This window comes from Fibrella musci, assembly GCF_041321105.1.
In the GTDB taxonomy this organism is placed as follows: Bacteria; Bacteroidota; Bacteroidia; order Cytophagales; family Spirosomataceae; genus Fibrella; species Fibrella musci.
Genome location: NZ_JBGGWD010000007.1, coordinates 418766 through 436624 on the forward strand (window position 1 = coordinate 418766; position 17859 = coordinate 436624).

The 17859-nt window shown below is 53.5% G+C and carries 20 protein-coding genes and 1 pseudogene; 12 read left to right on the forward strand and 9 right to left on the reverse strand.

The genetic code is table 11. From position 1 onward, the window contains the following. Positions 1-63 precede the first annotated feature (63 nt). The 6 genes and pseudogenes from ACAW74_RS23750 (at position 64) to frr (ending at position 3124) form a co-directional block, all read left to right on the forward strand. Entirely contained in the window at positions 64-561 is a 498-nt protein-coding gene (locus tag ACAW74_RS23750; RefSeq protein WP_370700740.1) for an acyl-CoA carboxylase biotin carboxyl carrier protein subunit, read from the forward strand. 99 nt (positions 562-660) lie between these two features. After that, positions 661-855, forward strand: coding sequence for a T9SS type A sorting domain-containing protein (locus tag ACAW74_RS23755; RefSeq protein WP_370700906.1), 195 nt, complete (start codon positions 661-663; stop codon positions 853-855). Positions 856-927: 72 nt separating this feature from the next. Then, on the forward strand, positions 928-1332 hold the full coding sequence (locus ACAW74_RS23760; protein ID WP_370700741.1) for a hypothetical protein: 405 nt from the start codon (positions 928-930) through the stop codon (positions 1330-1332). Positions 1333-1342: 10 nt separating this feature from the next. After that, positions 1343-1558: pseudogene (locus ACAW74_RS23765) on the forward strand (biotin/lipoyl-containing protein); the annotation flags it as partial. A gap of 151 nt (positions 1559-1709) precedes the next feature. Continuing rightward, positions 1710-2441: a UMP kinase gene (pyrH, locus tag ACAW74_RS23770; RefSeq protein ID WP_370700742.1), complete on the forward strand. Its 732-nt coding sequence runs from the start codon at positions 1710-1712 to the stop codon at positions 2439-2441. Between the two features lie 122 nt (positions 2442-2563). After that, a complete protein-coding gene (gene frr, locus ACAW74_RS23775) occupies positions 2564-3124 on the forward strand; it encodes a ribosome recycling factor (protein WP_370700743.1) in 561 nt (186 codons plus the stop codon). Between the two features lie 243 nt (positions 3125-3367). Here the strand turns inward: frr and ACAW74_RS23780 are convergent, their stop codons facing one another. Then, positions 3368-4348 carry a UDP-glucuronic acid decarboxylase family protein gene (locus tag ACAW74_RS23780; RefSeq protein ID WP_370700745.1) on the reverse strand — a complete coding sequence of 327 codons (981 nt, stop codon included), beginning with the start codon at positions 4346-4348 and terminating at the stop codon, positions 3368-3370. A 111-nt stretch (positions 4349-4459) separates the two neighbouring features. Then, complete coding sequence (locus tag ACAW74_RS23785; protein ID WP_370700746.1) at positions 4460-5773, reverse strand: UDP-glucose dehydrogenase family protein; 1314 nt, start codon at positions 5771-5773, stop codon at positions 4460-4462. Between the two features lie 375 nt (positions 5774-6148). On the opposite strand from ACAW74_RS23785, the gene ACAW74_RS23790 reads away from it, so the two are divergent. Continuing rightward, the gene (locus ACAW74_RS23790; protein ID WP_370700747.1) at positions 6149-7312 is read left to right on the forward strand and encodes an acyl-CoA dehydrogenase family protein; all 1164 of its coding nucleotides are present in this window, start codon (positions 6149-6151) and stop codon (positions 7310-7312) included. Between the two features lie 187 nt (positions 7313-7499). Further along, positions 7500-8300 carry a hypothetical protein gene (locus ACAW74_RS23795; RefSeq protein ID WP_370700748.1) on the forward strand — a complete coding sequence of 267 codons (801 nt, stop codon included), beginning with the start codon at positions 7500-7502 and terminating at the stop codon, positions 8298-8300. 4 nt (positions 8301-8304) lie between these two features. Here the strand turns inward: ACAW74_RS23795 and ACAW74_RS23800 are convergent, their stop codons facing one another. Beyond that, the gene (locus ACAW74_RS23800; RefSeq protein ID WP_370700749.1) at positions 8305-8850 is read right to left on the reverse strand and encodes a hypothetical protein; all 546 of its coding nucleotides are present in this window, start codon (positions 8848-8850) and stop codon (positions 8305-8307) included. Positions 8851-9049: 199 nt separating this feature from the next. On the opposite strand from ACAW74_RS23800, the gene ACAW74_RS23805 reads away from it, so the two are divergent. From ACAW74_RS23805 to ACAW74_RS23815, 3 genes are all read left to right on the forward strand, one after another. After that, positions 9050-9958 carry an SPFH domain-containing protein gene (locus tag ACAW74_RS23805; RefSeq protein ID WP_370700750.1) on the forward strand — a complete coding sequence of 303 codons (909 nt, stop codon included), beginning with the start codon at positions 9050-9052 and terminating at the stop codon, positions 9956-9958. A gap of 85 nt (positions 9959-10043) precedes the next feature. Continuing rightward, positions 10044-10763, forward strand: a complete 720-nt coding sequence (locus ACAW74_RS23810) for a LolA family protein (RefSeq protein WP_370700751.1) — start codon at positions 10044-10046, stop codon at positions 10761-10763. A gap of 200 nt (positions 10764-10963) precedes the next feature. Further along, entirely contained in the window at positions 10964-11743 is a 780-nt protein-coding gene (locus ACAW74_RS23815) for a lytic transglycosylase domain-containing protein (protein WP_370700752.1), read from the forward strand. Between the two features lie 103 nt (positions 11744-11846). Here the strand turns inward: ACAW74_RS23815 and ACAW74_RS23820 are convergent, their stop codons facing one another. From ACAW74_RS23820 to mutS, 6 genes are all read right to left on the reverse strand, one after another. Continuing rightward, positions 11847-12299: a YybH family protein gene (locus ACAW74_RS23820; RefSeq protein ID WP_370700753.1), complete on the reverse strand. Its 453-nt coding sequence runs from the start codon at positions 12297-12299 to the stop codon at positions 11847-11849. Positions 12300-12375: 76 nt separating this feature from the next. After that, positions 12376-12927: a YMGG-like glycine zipper-containing protein gene (locus tag ACAW74_RS23825; protein WP_370700754.1), complete on the reverse strand. Its 552-nt coding sequence runs from the start codon at positions 12925-12927 to the stop codon at positions 12376-12378. Positions 12928-13284: 357 nt separating this feature from the next. Next, complete coding sequence (locus ACAW74_RS23830) at positions 13285-13911, reverse strand: hypothetical protein (protein WP_370700755.1); 627 nt, start codon at positions 13909-13911, stop codon at positions 13285-13287. Between the two features lie 235 nt (positions 13912-14146). After that, positions 14147-14383: a type II toxin-antitoxin system RelE family toxin gene (locus tag ACAW74_RS23835; RefSeq protein WP_370700757.1), complete on the reverse strand. Its 237-nt coding sequence runs from the start codon at positions 14381-14383 to the stop codon at positions 14147-14149. A 13-nt stretch (positions 14384-14396) separates the two neighbouring features. After that, positions 14397-14603: a RelB antitoxin-like protein gene (locus tag ACAW74_RS23840; protein ID WP_370700759.1), complete on the reverse strand. Its 207-nt coding sequence runs from the start codon at positions 14601-14603 to the stop codon at positions 14397-14399. Between the two features lie 24 nt (positions 14604-14627). Continuing rightward, positions 14628-17291 carry a DNA mismatch repair protein MutS gene (mutS, locus tag ACAW74_RS23845; protein WP_370700760.1) on the reverse strand — a complete coding sequence of 888 codons (2664 nt, stop codon included), beginning with the start codon at positions 17289-17291 and terminating at the stop codon, positions 14628-14630. Between the two features lie 232 nt (positions 17292-17523). Here mutS and ACAW74_RS23850 point away from each other — a divergent pair, with 232 nt between their 5' ends. Beyond that, positions 17524-17850 carry a hypothetical protein gene (locus ACAW74_RS23850; RefSeq protein WP_370700761.1) on the forward strand — a complete coding sequence of 109 codons (327 nt, stop codon included), beginning with the start codon at positions 17524-17526 and terminating at the stop codon, positions 17848-17850. The last annotated feature ends 9 nt before the right edge of the window (positions 17851-17859 follow it).

Consider the following 17859-nt stretch of genomic DNA (forward strand, 5'->3'; position numbering starts at 1 on the left):
CTACATTGCTAAAGGCATTGTTACTTGCAACGCCAACTTTGGCCCTTGAACCTCGTACAACGCATGTATACTGCTTCCGTCAACAACGCCGAACCGGTTCGTATCGACCTAAGCCCGTCGGGCATTACGCTCAACGACCAGCCTTTTAACTGGGACCTGTCGAAGCTGAACGAACGTACCTACCACATTATCCGCGACAATCAGTCGTATTCGGTGGAGGTTGTGGCGATCGATGCAACGACGAAAACCGTTCGGCTGAAAATCAACGGCAACATCCATGAGGTGCAGGTGAAAGACCGCTTCGACCTGCTGCTCGAAAAAATGGGCATGAGTAACGCCGCCGCCAACAAAGTCAACGACATCAAAGCCCCGATGCCCGGCCTCATCGTGGGTATATCGGTGCAGCCCGGCGACACGGTCAGCAAGGGCGACACCGTGCTGATTCTGGAAGCGATGAAAATGGAAAACGTGATCAAAGCCCCCGGCGACGGCACCGTACAGGCTATCAAGGTCGAAAAAGGAGCTCGCGTTGAGAAAGGGCAGGTGCTGGTGCAGTTTTAGTATGTGCCGATAAGCCGCTAAATCGGGACGTTAAGTCCACGACTTAGGCGCTTAATCATAGGTAAAGTCAGGTCACGTTTGTGATTCAGCACTTTCCAACTGGACGCGCAGGAAGTTGCTCAATTGACGGTCGTGGATTTACAGGGCCGGGTGGTGTACACGAATAAGGTGATGGGCGCAAGTCAAACGCATAATAAGCCAATCTCGATGCGGGGACAAGACTCAGGTACGTTCGTGGTCCGCAGCGTCAGCAACAAGCGCATCCTGACAGGAAAAATCGTTTTGATTCGTTAATATCATTGACTGCCTGCTTTAGTGGGATACTGATCAATCTACCAAAGCAGGCAGTCATCAAGGCAAAACTTTATGAAAACCATGAGTTGGGTAATGGGTCTGCTTGTGTTGCTAGCAGCCTGCAAACACAACTCGCCTCAACCGGAGGTAGGACCAACAGAAATCGATATGTTGGTTGTGGACGAAAGCCGTAAACCTTTGCAGGGAATACATGTCAGCGTTTTGGGTACGGTTGGCAGTTACTTCACTGGTAGTCGCAAAGACACTTCGTTTGCTCAATTGGTCACTGACTTACAAGGCAAAGCAGCCTACAAGGCCAATATAGATAACAAATGGTACGTATGGGTAGTCGCAGTTGGCTACTCGGGTACGTACACGTATAATGACGTTATGTACGAAGGCGACATTGACAAAAGCACAGCCGAAATCAAAGTGGGCCAAGTTAGTTCAGTAACCGCCATTTTATTTAATCGCTAATGCGCCTGCTTTCAGCAACGCCGCCGCCAGCAAGGTTAACGACATCAAGGCTCCGATGCCCGGCCTCATCGTGGGTATATCGGTGCAGCCCGGCGACACGGTCAGCAAGGGCGACACCGTGCTGATTCTGGAAGCGATGAAAATGGAAAACGTGATCAAAGCCCCCGGCGACGGCACCGTACAGGCCATTAAGGTCGAGAAAGGTCAGGTGCTGCTGCAGTTTTAAAAATCACTTAAATAGCGCTTATCAGACATGGTGGGTCATTCAGGCCTTTTTCGGGAAAGTACAGGTACGTTTGCGCGCTACCGGATTATCCGTTTGGCCCTTTCTTCTATCTTTGCCCCCGCAAAAAATTCTTCACGGATAACCCCGTAATATGGCTGATCCACTAAAATATAAACGCATTCTGCTCAAGCTGAGTGGCGAGGCGCTCGCTGGCCCTAATGGCTACAACATCGACCCTGTTATTCTGGAGCGTTATGCCAAAGAAATTAAGCAGGTTGTTGATATGGGCGTGCAGGTCGCCGTGGTCATTGGAGGTGGTAACATCTTCCGGGGCGTATCGGGCGAGCGCTCGGGTATCGACCGGGTGCAGGGCGACTACATGGGTATGCTCGCGACGGTCATCAACGCCATGGCCCTGCAAAGTGCCTTCGAAAAGCAGGGCATGTACACCCGCGTGATGTCGGCCATCAAGATGGAGCAAATCTGCGAACCTTACGTGCGTCGGCGGGCGATTCGGCACCTTGAAAAAGGGCGTATCGTCATTTTCGGAGCCGGTACGGGTAACCCCTACTTCACCACCGACAGCACCGCCGCCCTGCGCGCCAACGAGATCGAAGCCGACGTGGTGCTGAAAGGGACCAAAGTCGATGGCGTCTACACGGCCGACCCGGTAAAAGACAAGACCGCCACCCGCTACACGCACATTACCTTCCAGGATGTTTACGAAAAGAAGCTGAGCGTGATGGACCTCACCGCCTTTACGCTCTGTCAGGAAAACAACCTGCCCATCATTGTCTTCAACATGAACGAAACCGGTAGTCTGCTCCGGCTCGCGCAGGGCGAAGACGTAGGTACGTTAATCACCGTCGATTTACCAGAATAAGAGTCACAAGTGCGGAGTCTGGAAAGTCGTCTTTTCACTATCTAGTAGCGACTTTCCAGACTCCGCACTATCCTTCGAATGACTTTCTAGACTTAGAGAAGACTTTCCAGACTTAAAGAAAAATGGAAGAGATTGAGTTATATCTTGACGATGCGAAGGAGACGATGGAAAAGGCGCTCAAGCATTTGTCGATCGAACTGAACAAAATCCGGGCGGGAAAAGCATCGCCCGATATGCTTGGCGGCATTCAGGTCGAATACTACGGGGTGCTGTCGCCCATCAGCAACGTGGCTTCGGTCACGACACCCGACGCCCGCACGATCGCCATCAAGCCGTTCGAACGAAAGCTGATCGGTGAAATCGAGAAGGCCATTCGCAACAGCAACATTGGCCTCGCTCCCATGAACGATGGCGAACTGATTCGGCTGAGCGTGCCGCCCCTGACGGAAGAGCGCCGCCGCGATCTGGTGAAGCGCGTGAAGCAGGAGATCGAGGTGGCCAAGGTCAACGTGCGTAACATCCGGAAAGACACCAACGACGCCATTCGGAAACTGACGAAGGAAGGCGTGTCGGAAGACGCCGTGAAGCAGGGCGAAGAGCGCGTGCAGAAGCTCACCGATGCTTTCATCGCCCGCGTCGACGAAACCTTCGTAGCCAAAGAGAAAGACATCCTCGCCGTGTAGTAGTGAACGCAAAGGCCGCCAAGGGTACGCGAAGAGCGCGAAGAATATAGTACTGGTTGCTAACTGTAACTATGTTCTTTGCGCTCTTCGCGTACCCTTGGCGGCCTTTGCGTTTAGAATTACCAACAAAAAACCTGCAAACGAGAGGCTTGCAGGTTTTTAAAGACAGCTAAAGGGTAGGCTCACCGGATCGTCCGTGTAGACCTTACCGGCCGTAAAGATAGATATCGGCGCAATAGCTACTTATTTTTTTACAAATTCCCGGTTGTAAGCAGCCGCATACAACTCTTCTTCGGGCAGGCTCTTGAAGTACTCATACGTGATCTTCAGACCTTCTTCCCGCGATACTTTCGGCTCCCAGCCCAGCAGTTCTTTCGCCCGCGTAATGTCAGGGCGGCGTTGTTTGGGATCGTCGGTCGGCAGGGGCTTGCATACCAGCTTCTGCGACGTACCTGTCAGCTTGATAATCTCTTCGCCAAACTCTTTGATCGTGATCTCGGCGGGGTTACCCACGTTGACCGGATAAGCATAGTCGCTCAGGAGCAGCCGATAAATCCCCTCAACGAGGTCATCGACGTAGCAGAACGAGCGCGTTTGCGAGCCGTCACCAAACACCGTCAGATCCTCACCGCGCAACGCTTGTCCGATGAAGGCGGGCAGTACCCGGCCGTCGTTGAGGCGCATCCGGGGGCCGTAAGTGTTGAAGATCCGAACGATACGGGTTTCCAGGCCGTGGTACGTATGGTAGGCCATTGTCATGGCTTCTTGGAAACGCTTAGCTTCGTCGTATACGCCACGTGGCCCAACCGGGTTTACGTTACCCCAGTAATCTTCATTTTGGGGGTGTACGTTCGGGTCACCGTAGACTTCCGACGTCGACGCAATCAGCACGCGGGCTTTCTTCACCCGAGCCAGACCCAGGCAGTTGTGAATACCCAGTGACCCCACTTTCAGTGTCTGAATCGGAATTTTCAGGTAATCAATCGGGCTGGCGGGTGAGGCAAAGTGCAGGATGTAGTCAAGTTCGCCAGGTACGTGGATGAACTTCGACACGTCGTGGTGATAAAACTCGAAGTTGGGCAGCTTGAACAGGTGTTCGATGTTCCGCATGTCGCCCGTGATGAGGTTATCCATCGCGATCACGTGGTAGCCCTCTTTGATAAAGCGATCACACAGGTGCGACCCCAGGAACCCCGCCCCACCAGTAATTAAAACTCGTTTCATGGTTCTGTTTTTTGTACGAAAAGGCGCAAAGGATAGCGCTAACGTCGCGAAGATAAGTAGTTAATCTCTCCTCGCGATCGTTGCGAAACCTTCGCGCCTTTGCGTTACCAATTAATGCGTTACGGCTTCGCGGCCAATCGAATAGTACGTATAGCCCAGTTCGCGCATCTGATCGAGTTCGTACACATTACGCCCGTCGAAGATGACTTTGTTTTTGAGCAACAGGTTCATCTTCTCAAATTCCGGCGTGCGGAACATCGGCCACTCGGTCATGATCACCAGCGCATCGGCGTCATCGAGGGCAGCGTAGGATGTGTGCGCAAACGTGACCTGATTCCCCAGGATATTGCGCACGTTTTCCATCGCTTCGGGGTCATACGCCGTGATTTTGGCACCTTCAGCCAGCAGATCGCGGATGTTATCGAGCGCAGGTGCTTCCCGAATATCGTCGGTGTAGGGTTTGAAGGCCAGGCCCCAGATCGCAATGGTTTTGCCTTTCAGGTCGCCACCAAAATGCTGCTTGATCACGGGCAACAGCCGCTTCTTCTGCCCGGCGTTTACGTCCATGACCGATTTCAGCACCCGGAAATCATAGTCATATTCCTGCGCCGTTTTGGCCAGCGCCTGCACGTCTTTAGGGAAGCAGCTACCACCATATCCGATCCCGGCAAACAGAAAACGCTTGCCGATGCGGCTATCAGTACCGATGCCCTTGCGGATATCGTCGACGTTGGCGCCTACTTTCTCACACAGGTTGGCGATTTCGTTCATGAACGTAATCTTGGTTGCCAGAAACGCGTTGGCGGCGTATTTGGTCATCTCGGCAGAGCGCTCATCCATGAAAATCACGGGGTTACCCTGACGCACCAGCGGCGCGTACAACCGGTTCATAACAGCCTTCGCTTTGTCTGACTTCGTGCCGATGACCACGCGGTCGGGCTTCATGAAATCTTCCACGGCCACACCCTCCCGCAGGAATTCGGGGTTTGATACTACGTCGAAATCGACCTTCGCGTTTTTGGCAATCCCGGCGTGTACTTTCTCAGCCGTACCAACGGGCACCGTGCTCTTATCGACGATAACCGCATACTGCTCCAGAATCGGACCGAGGTCGTTGGCAACCCCTAGAATGTATTTCAGATCGGCCGAGCCATCTTCACCCGGAGGCGTGGGCAGGGCCAGGAAAATCACCTCGGCACCTTTGATCCCTTCTACCAGATTCGTCGTGAACTTGAGACGCCCCTCTTCCACGTTGCGGTAGAACAGTACGTCAAGACCCGGTTCATAAATGGGGATAATGCGATTGTTGAGTTTTTCAACCTTACGTTCGTCGATGTCGACGCAGGTTACCTGGTTACCGGTTTCGGCGAAGCAGGTGCCTGTAACCAGCCCCACATACCCCGTACCTACTACAGCTATTTTCATATAGACGAATTATATCGTATTGACTTGCAATGTCTGTTCTGGCCACACCTGATTTTGTACTTTTTTGGTATGACCATCTAGCGGCTACAAAAATAGATGTTTTTGGGAATCGCCCTATTCTGCCTGAAAAGCCACTGATTTAATGGCCTATAGCATTTTTTTATGGAACCGATTGCAATCGGTTTAAATCTGGTAAGGCATACTAAATATGGAATTTTTTAAGGAATAAACTATATAATTCTGAACAATACATTTTTAACCATCTGGCCTGTTTTTTGCCAAAGGCCCTTCAAAAACAACGGCTTTTGAATTCCGTTAATACTATATACCTTATCCGATTCTTCATCAATAACTAGGTTTTTGAAAACCAGCCCTATGACCACTGAAATTGTCCAAAACCCATTGGCCACTCACTCACCAGACACGGTACAGTTGATTCGTGAATCCGTTCGTGATTTCGCCCAGCGCGCCATTGCCCCACACGTAAGCGAATGGGACGAAACCCAGCATTTTCCCGTCGATGTCTTCCATCAATTAGGCGAACTCGGCCTGATGGGTATGCTCGTGCCAGAACAATATGGCGGGGCGGGGCTCGGCTACCACGAGTACGTGGCCGCCATTGTGGAGCTCTCCAAAGTAGATGGGGCCGTTGGCCTCTCAATGGCTGCCCACAATTCACTCTGCACCAATCACATCCTGATGTTTGGCAACGAGGCGCAGAAGGAAACGTACCTGCCCCGGCTGGCTACAGGCCAACACCTGGGAGCCTGGGGCCTTACCGAACCCAACACGGGTTCCGACGCCGGCAACATGCGCACCCGCGCCGTCCGGCTCGACAACGGCGACTGGCTGCTGAACGGAGCCAAAAACTTCATTACGCACGGCCGGTCGGGCGATGTGGCCGTTGTGATTGCCCGCACGGGTGAGCCCAACACGCCCCGCAATGCCACGGCTTTCGTGGTCGAACGCGGCACGCCGGGTTTTAGAGGTGGAAAAAAGGAAAATAAGCTCGGTATGCGAGCTTCCGAAACCGCCGAAATGATCTTCGAAGATTGCCGTATTGCCGACAGCCAACGGCTGGGCGAGGTGGGTGACGGCTTTGTGCAGTCGCTGAAAATTCTGGACGGTGGCCGTATTTCCATTGCCGCCCTCAGCCTCGGCATTGCGCAGGGTGCCTACGAAGCGGCGTTAGCCTATGCCCGCGAACGCCAACAATTCGGCCAGCCGATTTTCAATTTCCAAGGTATCTCGTTCAAGCTGGCTGATATGGCTACCGATATCGAAGCCAGCCGCTTATTGATCGAGCAGGCGTCTGAATTGAAAAACAACCATCAGTCGGTGACGAAAGTATCGGCGATGGCCAAATTATTTGCGTCGGAAGCGGCGGTGCGTGTGGCCAACGAAGCCGTGCAAATTCTGGGCGGTTACGGGTATATCAAAGATTTTCCCGTCGAAAAATTCTACCGCGATGCCAAACTGTGCACCATCGGCGAAGGCACCAGTGAAATTCAGAAACTCGTGATTTCGAGGCAATTGTAAAGCAGGCGAAGGGTTTGATGTTTGTCGTTTACCGTTTGACGTTGCTCGGTTTCTCACTAGTGTGGACTCCGCGGGCAACGTCAAACGGTAAACGACAAACATCAAACCCTTTTTCTTTATATCACAACTATATTATATAATTGTAAAATATATCACATTTGAAATATATAGCTTTACCCAGCCCGGTATGTTTGTACCTACGAAACTACAGACGCAGCGCCTATTTGCCCTGCACGATTTCGTCCGTGAGCAGTTTACCAAAATGGATTGGTATAAACTGGCTTACCTCACCGACAGCCTCGATCTGATCGAAGATCATCCGCGCTTGCTGCGAAGCCTCGATTTTGACGATGACGACTACGATGGCAACAGCCTGCAAGTGCTGCTCAAACTCATCAGCCTGAATCCGCAGCACCTCGATACTCTTGACGAGTACATAGCCGATCGCAAAACGAGGGCCGCCCAACCCACCATCCGACAGGCTGAACTGGTAGCCCGCGAGGTGGTTACCGATTTCGTGTCGACGCACCGCCGTTCCATTCCTGAGCGAGTGATCCGGTTTGTACCCGATGTGTTTCAGATTCCCGATAAAGCCGTCGAGACCAACGTGCTGTCGGTGATGATGCCGTTTGAGGGGCGCTTTGCCGGTACGTATCAGGCTATCCGCAATGTGTGTGAACGGCTCGGCATCGTGTGCAAACGTGCCGACGACATCTGGGAAAACAGCATTCTGATTCAGGACGTGTTCGACCTGATTTTTACGTCACACGCCGTTATTACCGACTTCACCGATCGGAACCCCAACGTCTTCTACGAAACCGGCGTGGCGCATACATTGGGCAAAATCGTCATCCCGATTACGCAGTCAGTGGCCGACATCCCCTTCGACCTGCGCCATCACCGTGCGCTAACGTACCTGCCCAATCAGGAAGGCCTGCTCAAACTGGAAACCGACCTGGAAAAGAAGCTGAAGACCGTTTTCACGTAGGTAATCAGAACGACCAACCAGCTGACAGACCTGGCATCACACGGGGAAACGTTTCATAAAATCGACTGTTGGTCATACCTACAGCCCCGTACAACCGGAAGACAAACCCACCGGTTGCCTGATACCGATACCCCAGGTGCAGGGCCGGTAAATAAAGGCGTTCGCTGGGGCCAGCTTCTTTCGTTACGCACCCACATAGGGGTATGCCATTGTTGGTACTAACTGGTACCGCCTCGGCCTCCTTGCTAAACCGAAAAAAGTACGTACCCGCATATCCGATTTCGCCATAGCTACTTTTGGCACCCAGATTGACCGTTAGCCCATGCGGCAGTGTAAACAGCCCATCCACAACGTACCCAAGCCCCAGGCTGGCGCTGTAGAAGCCTGTCTGCCTGCCGATGTAGTTAACCACCTTACCGACATTGCGATGCACATTGGCACCAACCATCGTATTTCCCAGAAAGTCAGCGGTGATGGCAGTCTTTTTGCCCTGCCCTAATGTGAGCAAAGGGGCTAAACTCAACAGCAGTAGTACGTAAAGTCGATTCATAAGACTATTTATATATCACCGGACAAAAGAAAGAATAAATCTAATCGGTACAATAGCTGATCTGAGATCGCTATTTTCCGCCCGCTCATGCGCACCGATTAACCGCTTACACAGACGGGCCTACCTTTCAACCTAGCTCATTTTTCCTTGCTGCTACACTGTCTATGTTTACGCCGTCAACCTAAACAAACAGCTTTCCATGAGCTACTTCTTTATTACCCTCGTTGTACTGGCGCTCGTCGTTGTGTTTTCGACGGTCAAAGTGGTACCGCAGCAAAATGCGTATGTGGTCGAGCGGCTGGGCAAATTCTTCGCCGTTTTGCAGCCGGGCGTCAATTTTATCATCCCGTTCGTGGATCGGGTCGCCTACAAACACAGCCTGAAAGAGACGGCGCTGGATATTCCTGAGCAGATCTGTATCACCCGCGACAACGTGCAGGTACGTGTCGATGGCGTCATTTTCATCCAAATCATCGACCCGCAGAAAGCGTCGTACGGTATCAGCGACTACCGGTTTGCCGTGAGTCAGCTATCGCAGACGACCATGCGGAGTGAGATGGGTAAAATCGAGCTCGACAAGACGTTCGAGGAGCGCACGACCATCAATCAGGCCGTGGTGGCCGCTATCGACGAAGCCGCCATTGGCTGGGGGGTAAAGGTGCTGCGTTATGAGATCAAGAATATCACGCCGCCCCAGACGGTACTCAACGCCATGGAAAAGCAGATGCAGGCCGAGCGCGAGAAGCGGGCCGTCATTCTGGAGTCGGAAGGGCAAAAGCAATCGGCAATTAATGTGGCCGAGGGACAGAAGCAGAAAGTGGTGCTGGAGTCGGAAGGGGTACGGCTGCGGCAGATCAACGAAGCTGCCGGGCAAGCCGAAGCTATTAAATCGGTAGCCGATGCCACCGCCGAAAGTATTCAGAAGATTGCCCTCGCCATTCAGGCAGAAGGTGGTGCCAGCGCCGTGCAGCTACGCGTGGCCGAGCAGGCTGTGGCGCAATTTGGCAACCTGGCCAAGGCAACCAACACGCTGATTTTGCCCGCCAATTTCGGCGACCTGTCGAGTATTGTCGCGTCGGCCATGACCATTGTACGTAAAGTCGAGTAATTTCGTAGAATACCAGACGTTAGTTAATGGGCACCGCGTGGTTACGGCCTCTTGTCCAACCGTCAACGTCCAATAAACCAATTTCATGAAGAAACACTTGTTTACGCTGACCTCCGTTCTGGCGGGGTCGGTGCTGCTGTCGGTAGGCGCATTCGCGCAAACGGCGAGCGAAATCGTTAGCAAACACATTGCCGCGCTGGGCGGTCAGGAGGCGCTTAAGGCATTCAAATCAGCGAAATATACGCAATCAACCATTGCACCCGGCCAGAGCATCGACGCCACGGCCACGGTTATTTTCGACAAAGCCGCCCGCATCAACATGAACATGATGGGCAACAACATCACGGTCGTGACCAAAGGTGAAACGGGCTGGGTGAAACAGGGGTCCGAGGCGCCCCGAGACATTCCGGCCGCGCAACTGAAGATGGTCACCGACAACATGATGCTGCCGGGCCTTGAACTGGCAACGGCATCGGCCAAAGGCGATAAGATTGACCTAGTGGGCAAAGAGACTGTTGACGGACAGTCGGTGTATGCGCTGACGACTACAATTCAGGGCAACCCGGCAACGGTCTATGTCGATCCGACAACGTACCTGATTACAGGCCGGAAGGGTAAAGTAAGCGCGATGGGCCAAACCATCGATACCAACATCGCCTATGACGACTACCGGAAAGCCGGTGCGCTGACCCTCCCCTACCGGGCCAAAACGGAAGCGATGGGGCAGGCCGCCACGGTGAAGCTGACGGCCTTCGAAGCCAACCCTGCCGTCGACGAATCGATCTTTGAGAAGCCGAAACAATAAGTTTTTTTAACACACGGTGAAAATGCCGCCACACGGCCTGTAAGGGCCGTTTTGGCGGCATTTTTTGTGCGGCTCTCTAGCGTATACTAACCAGTTGGTTGAGTATCAACGCACTAATCAGGCCTGATAGGGCGTTGTCTTTTTATCACCAAGTTTGAAATGCTTTGATTAAACGAGTTGGCTTCTCTTTGTTGATGGCCATGATTCGCCCCGCAGCGATTGCGGCAACGAAAATCACCCACGCACCTCTTGCGCCAAAAAAGATTCAGAACGAACAGCCCGAACGGCTTTCTGCCTTGCAACCGGTCCTGTTGAGCACAGCCCCCAACGACGTTGAGTTTCCGCTTTTAGATGTGAATTTTTGCGGCGAAACCATGCCGCTCGACAACGCCGATGTGCTATCGCGCTGGAAACACGTCTTTACGTTGTTTCGGCCCCACACGGCTAGCCTTGGCGACCTGCGCGAACGCGCCGACGCCTTTTTCCCGCTGATCGACTCCACGTTGAAAGCGTATGATATCCCACCCGATTTCCGGTATATCCCGCTGGCCGAAAGTGGCCTGAAGGCGAAGGCTGTGTCGTCGAAAGGCGCGGGTGGCTACTGGCAGCTGATGCCCGGCACGGCACGCGAGCTTGGCCTGCGGGTAGGTGGCCGCACCGACGAACGCTTTAACGCAAAAAAAGCGACCATCGCCGCCTGTAAGTACCTCCGCAAACTGTATGACCTGTTCGGCTCGTGGTCGCTGGTCGCTGCCGCTTATAATGTCGGGCCTGGGTACGTTAAACGGCAGTTGCAGAAACAGGCTCACTGCGATTATTATCAGCTGAAGCTCCCCCGCGAAACACGTTATTACCTCTTCCGGGTGCTGCTTTACAAAGAACTGCTTTCCCGCCCCGACGACTACTCGTCGTTCTTCACGCCCCTACCCATGACTACGTTCCGCTTCGGGAAGGACTGGAGCGGCCTGCGGGCAGCATAAGTATGCGTTCAATGTGTAACGGCCAAGGTTCAACGTGGCTGACGCGTAATACTATAGCGTCAACTACATTGAACCTTGGCCGTTACACATTGAACTCTTTTATTTATTTCACCCTCACCGGCAAATCTTCCAGTTGGGCGTAGCTGAGTTTCCAGCTTTCGTCGGCGGCTTTTTTCCAGAGTAACATCACGTTGCCTTCGCCAACGCCGCGGGGTTCACCGGCCACTTCAGGCAATACATCGACTGTGAACGTACCTGCTTCGTAGGCGATTTGGGAGTCGGCTACACTGCTACGCGGGCTCAGGCGCAAATCACTGATGGTGTTGATAGTGGCACGTACCCACTTTTCACCGACTTCCGATTTACCCGAAAACCGGGTTTCGCCTTGGGCAAACTGTACGTTGTCGTCGAGCATGCCGATGACCTTATCCGTTTCTTTACTGTTCCAGGCCTGCACAAACTGTTGATTGAGTGCCTGCACGTTGGCAGGTTCGCCCGATTTGGCACAAGAAGCCAGCGTGGCCACCAGGGCCAGCATAGGGATGATCGTTTTCATAACTGTGTGTTGAATTGGTGATGGAAATAGCCCGCAAGGCTAAATGGCCTTGCGGGAGAACAGATCAGCCGGTCGATTACCAGCTCTTACGGCGATACTCCGACTCAGGATAGGCCGTATTGGGCTCGCCAAATGACGTGTTGAGCAAGTACCCGTTACGGGTCAGGCTAGCCGTCATTTCGGCGGGGGTCATTTCAGTTTCAGCCAGTGCTTGCTGCGACACTACCGGTGCAGCAACCGCCGCCGGTACAGTGGCCTTGCGAGCGACCGAACGCGAACTGGCGCCAGTGCTTACCTGGCGAGCCGGCGCTGTGCGGGCCGCATATTCGCGTTGCTCGGCAGCGCGGGCAGCAGCCGCAGCCCGTTTTTGTTTGTTGCTGATAATTTTACCGACACCATACCCGGCAGCAGCACCAACGGCAAGGCCAACACCGGCCCCTACCTTGCGGTCTCGTTTATGAATGATGGCCCCGGCTACACCGCCTACACCAGCACCGATGGCTGTGCCTTTGGCTTCGGGGTTCCACTTACGCTTAAATATGCTCTGATTTTCCTGGGCGTTGGCAAATGAACTAGTCATAAAGGCCGCCAACAGGGCAAGAGCGACAAAACGTTGATTCGTTTTCATGGCTATGTTGTTTATCCGCGGTCAAACGCGATTGTTTGTCGGTTTGACAGGCTGTTAAGCCGAGGGTTTAACCATCGACTTAATATTGCCTATAATCAACTTAGCATAACGGCAAGTTGTTTGGTGCAAGCTTCCCCACAAGCCACAAAACATACTCACTGCCGCGGGGCTCTTTTACCACGCCCCCTCTCAACCCATATCGATCGGCTTAACGAAACAACCGCAGCCAATGATCCTCTCAGGTACGTTGGCTGCGGTGAGTAATATGCCTCTTTATGGCAGGAATCGTGCGGCTTACTTAATCGTGAACGATGCGTCGCTTATGCCTTGATTGATCGCGATGCGATCGTAGGTTACCTAAGGGCCGCTGGCGAGCTTCACCGAAAATGGAAATTTCACACCGCCAACGTCCCGATAATCAGCTAATTGCATAATATCCTGACCCGTAGCGACGGGCGTTACCACCTGCACTTTCAAACCGGTTGCCACGTCGAAGAAGGTGCTCCAGCTCGATCCGTCGGCCAGTGCGTGAGTCAGTTTGTGTACTTCTTTTCCGTTGACAGTTTCTTTACCCGCGTAAGCCGATTTAACGCCCGCCTCGGTATAGAGTAGTTCCGGAAAAAGGCTTTCGTTGATCAATCGTACAGGTACGAACGAGTTAGTCACAACCACAATCTTCTGGGGAGGTCCCTCTGCAATTCGTTTGCCATCTGAGACCTGTTGAAATAAAATTTCTCCTTTAGGATTGGTTACCACCGTTGTCGCCTGTCTGGGCGCTTTCTTTTTGATCGCTACCTGCATGGCAGCATTCCCTAAAGCCATGGTTGCCTGTGAGGCAATGTCACGGACGTTCAGTAATGCCTGTTGCCCACCGATTGCTTTTATGTAATTAGTAAGGATGTCGGTAGCCGTGGGTGTGGTCTGCGCAGTAACATTTAAGCAAGCGAATAAGAGCAGCGATACGGAAAGGAAGGCTGTTTTCATGAAATTGATAGTGTTTAGGTGAAGGAGGCGAATCTAAAAAGTTGACTTGAAAGATACAAATCACCAAAAACGCCTACTTATTCTATCTACCCACTCTGATTACCAACACCTTTACCTATTCATTACGCTAGTTTTGTCCGGAACTGTTCACGCCAGCATCGTTAATAACTCGTTCAGTTTCAGCAGCGCCTCGATGGGCGTAAGTTTACCTGTATACGCACTCACTTACCAATACCTACTCGTAAATGTCCCGTCGATGGCCAATGGCAATTACGTTAACGATGAGCACTGAATCCTGAATGTCGTACAGAATCCGGTAGTCACCTTTTCGAATGCGATAACCCAATCGGCCTTTCAGTTTTTTACAGCCATCTGGCCGTGGATCACTCGCCAGCAATTCAATGGCCGCCAGCAATAGATCCGCCGTTACAGTAGGCAGTTTGTCTAGCTGTTTCTGGGCGGTACGAGTCAAAACAATGGTGTACTCAGCCATTGGGATGCTTTCGCTGTCGTTTATAATCAGCCAGCGTGATGGTTGGCTCGTTTCTGGCTTTTACTTCATCGTAAAGCCGAATATCATCGAGTTCTTCCAGTTCGTCGAGCATAGCCTGCCATTGCTGGATGGGTACCACAACAGAGACTCGATGGCCCTGCTCGTCGGTAATGTATTGGGGGTGGAACGATTGGTTCATCAGGCTAGCCATTATTGGTCGATATTACGCCAACATAGTTAATAACTCGTTCAGTTTCAGTAGCGCCTCGATGGGCGTAAGGCGGTTAACGTCGATGCTGCGAAGTTTGTCTTTGATGGCTTCCGATTTGGGGTCACCCGCTTCGATGATGCGCAAGGCCAACTCACGTTCGGTAGGCTGGCTCGCTTCCCGGATCGCCTCTTTGTTGCCTTCCCGCTGATGCGACGCCTCCAGTTGTTTCAGAATCACAGCGGCCCGTTTCACCACGCTACCGGGCATACCGGCCATCTGCGCCACGTGAATCCCGAAGGAGTGTTCGGAGCCGCCCTCGCGCAGCTTTCGCAGGAAAATAACCTTGTTCCCTACTTCTTTCACCGCCACATTGAAGTTGCGGATACGGGGCAGATCAGCGGCGAGTTCGTTTAGTTCATGGTAGTGAGTGGCGAACAGCGTTTTGGGGCGGCAGTCGGTATTGTGCAGGTATTCGGTAATGGCCCAGGCGATGGAAACGCCATCGTAGGTGCTGGTACCGCGCCCGATTTCGTCCATCAGTACCAGGCTGCGCTCGCTCAGGTTGTTGAGGATACTGGCCGTCTCGGTCATCTCGACCATGAATGTGCTTTCGCCGCGCGACAGGTTATCCGAGGCTCCCACCCGCGTGAAAATTTTATCGACCAACCCTAGTTCAGCCGAGGAAGCAGGCACGAAACTGCCCGCCTGCGCCATCAGCACAATCAGCGCCACCTGCCGCAACAGGGCCGATTTCCCCGCCATGTTGGGCCCGGTAATGACGATGATTTGTTGCGTTTCGTCGTCGAGGTACACATCGTTGGGTACGTAGGGTTCGCCGGGGGGCAGCTGCTGCTCGATCACGGCATGGCGCCCGTCTTTGATCGACAGTGCTTTCCCGTCGTTGAGCATCGGCCGAACGTACCTGTTCTTCACAGCCACTTTGGCGAACGACGAAAGCACGTCGAGCACCGAAATTACGCGGGCATTCTGCTGAATGGCGGCCACATATTCGCCCGTAGCAGTTACCAGTTCACTAAACATCCGCGACTCAATGCTGAAAATCTGCTCTTCGGCGGTCAGAATCTTGTCTTCATATTCCTTCAGTTCAGGCGTGATGTAGCGCTCGGCGTTCACCAGGGTCTGCTTCCGAATCCAGTCGTCGGGTACGCGGTTTTTGTGGGCGTTGGTCACTTCGAGGTAATAGCCAAACACCTTGTTATACGAAATCTTGAGCGAGCTGATGCCCGTGCGCTCGATCTCCCGGTCCTGCAACTTGGCCAGGTATTCTTTACCCGAATAAGCCAGTTTATGCAGCTCGTCAAGGTCGGAGTTCACGCCCGTCCGGATCATGTTGCCCTGGGTCGACAGCACCGGCGCGTCGTCGCGCAGTTCGGCCTCGATACGGTCGAGCAGGAACGAAAGCGGGTTGAGCTGGTCGGCGTATTTCTTCAGCGAGGGAGCGTCGGCGTGCTGACTGAGGGCCGTGATCAGCATTTCCTTGATCGGCAGCACGTGTTGCAGCGAGCGTTTCAACTGCACCATTTCGCGGGGACTGATGCGCCGCACCGCCACTTTCGAGACCAGCCGCTCCAGATCACCAATCTGCTTCAGGTGCGTGAGCATAGTCTCAAGCAGGTCGGGGTCGTCGTGCAGCAGCGCTACCAGATTGAGCCGTTCATCAATCAGGGCGCGGTCTTTCAGCGGCAGCATGAGCCACTTCCGCAGCAGGCGCGCGCCCATCGGCGTGACCGTCTGATCGAGAATCTGGATCAGCGGCACGCCGCCTTCCTGCTGCGACGATACCAGTTCGAGGTTGCGGATCGTGAACCGGTCGAGCCAGACATACCGGTCTTCTTCCAGCCGCGTAACGCGCTGAATGTGCTGAAGGTCTTTGTGTTCGGTCTCGTTGAGGTAATGCAGGATTACTCCCGCCGCCACAATGCCGTCGGGCAGCCCCTCGATGCCGAATCCTTTGAGCGACGTGGTCTGAAAATGCTGCCTGAGGTAATTATAGGCGAAGTCGTAGGTAAAGGCCCAGTCTTCGAGCGTGTAGGTGTGAAACTTGTCACCGAAGAGCGCGCCAAACTCCGAACGGTTGCGCTTGCAATAGAGCACCTCGGCCGGGTTGAAACTTTGCAACAGCTTGTCGATATAAGCGGCGTTACCCTGCGAGGCCAGAAATTCGCCCGTCGAAATATCCAGAAACGCCACGCCGAAGGCATCGTCGGCCTGTCCGGCACTGCCTTTGCCAAAATGCACGGCGGCCAGGTAGTTGTTGCGGCGGGTATCGAGCACGTTGTCGTTGAACGACACGCCGGGCGTTACCAGCTCCGTGACGCCGCGCTTCACGATGCCTTTGGCCATCGCCGGGTCTTCGAGCTGATCGCAGATGGCGACGCGCTCACCCGCCCGCACCAGTTTGGGCAGGTGCGTGTCGAGCGAATGGTGCGGGAAACCGGCCAGTTCTTCGTTGGACCCACCGTTGTTGCGTTTGGTGAGCGTGATACCCAGAATCTTGCTGGCTTTCACGGCATCTTCGCCAAACGTTTCGTAGAAATCGCCCACCCGAAACAGCAGCAAAGCACCGGGGTATTTGGCTTTGATGATGTTGTACTGCTTGTTGAGCGGAGTTTCTTTGGCAGGTTTTACGGGCTTGGCAGAGGCGGCAGTTTTCACTAAGGCTGACTAAAGTAGTTTACACAAATTTAGCCAATTCGGCCCAGATTTGGGCGATTAGTTGCAGCGATCCCGCACCGGAACGCGCCACGTACCTGACCTCGACAGCCTGTGCAGGGCCGGGCAACGTACCTGACGAAACTCAGGAACGTACCTGAGGACCGTCAGCCCGGACGGCGTAGGAACAAGCTTGTTTTGGGGTATCAATTCGAACACAAAACACCTGCTTGTTATGGAATCGCTTGCTCCTCTGACCGCCTCATCGACCACCGAAACGCATGCCCCTTCAGCGCTCGACGCTTTTCTGGAAAAAGCTGACTTCAACCGCTTTGGCTGGTCGGCTACGGCGGCGCTGGTGCAGGGCTGTCTGCTGACGCCCACGCTGCTGCTGCTCATCTCGAGCACCGGCGCACCCGACTGGCATTTTCTAGTGGCCTTTCTGAGCTTCCTCGGCGTGCTGATCCCGATTCTGTCGGCGCTGCCCGTTCGCTACGTCTTCGGTGGGTTTGCCATTAGCTTCCTGATTCACGTCGTGCTGATTGCTTACAACCTACTGTAAAACAGTCCC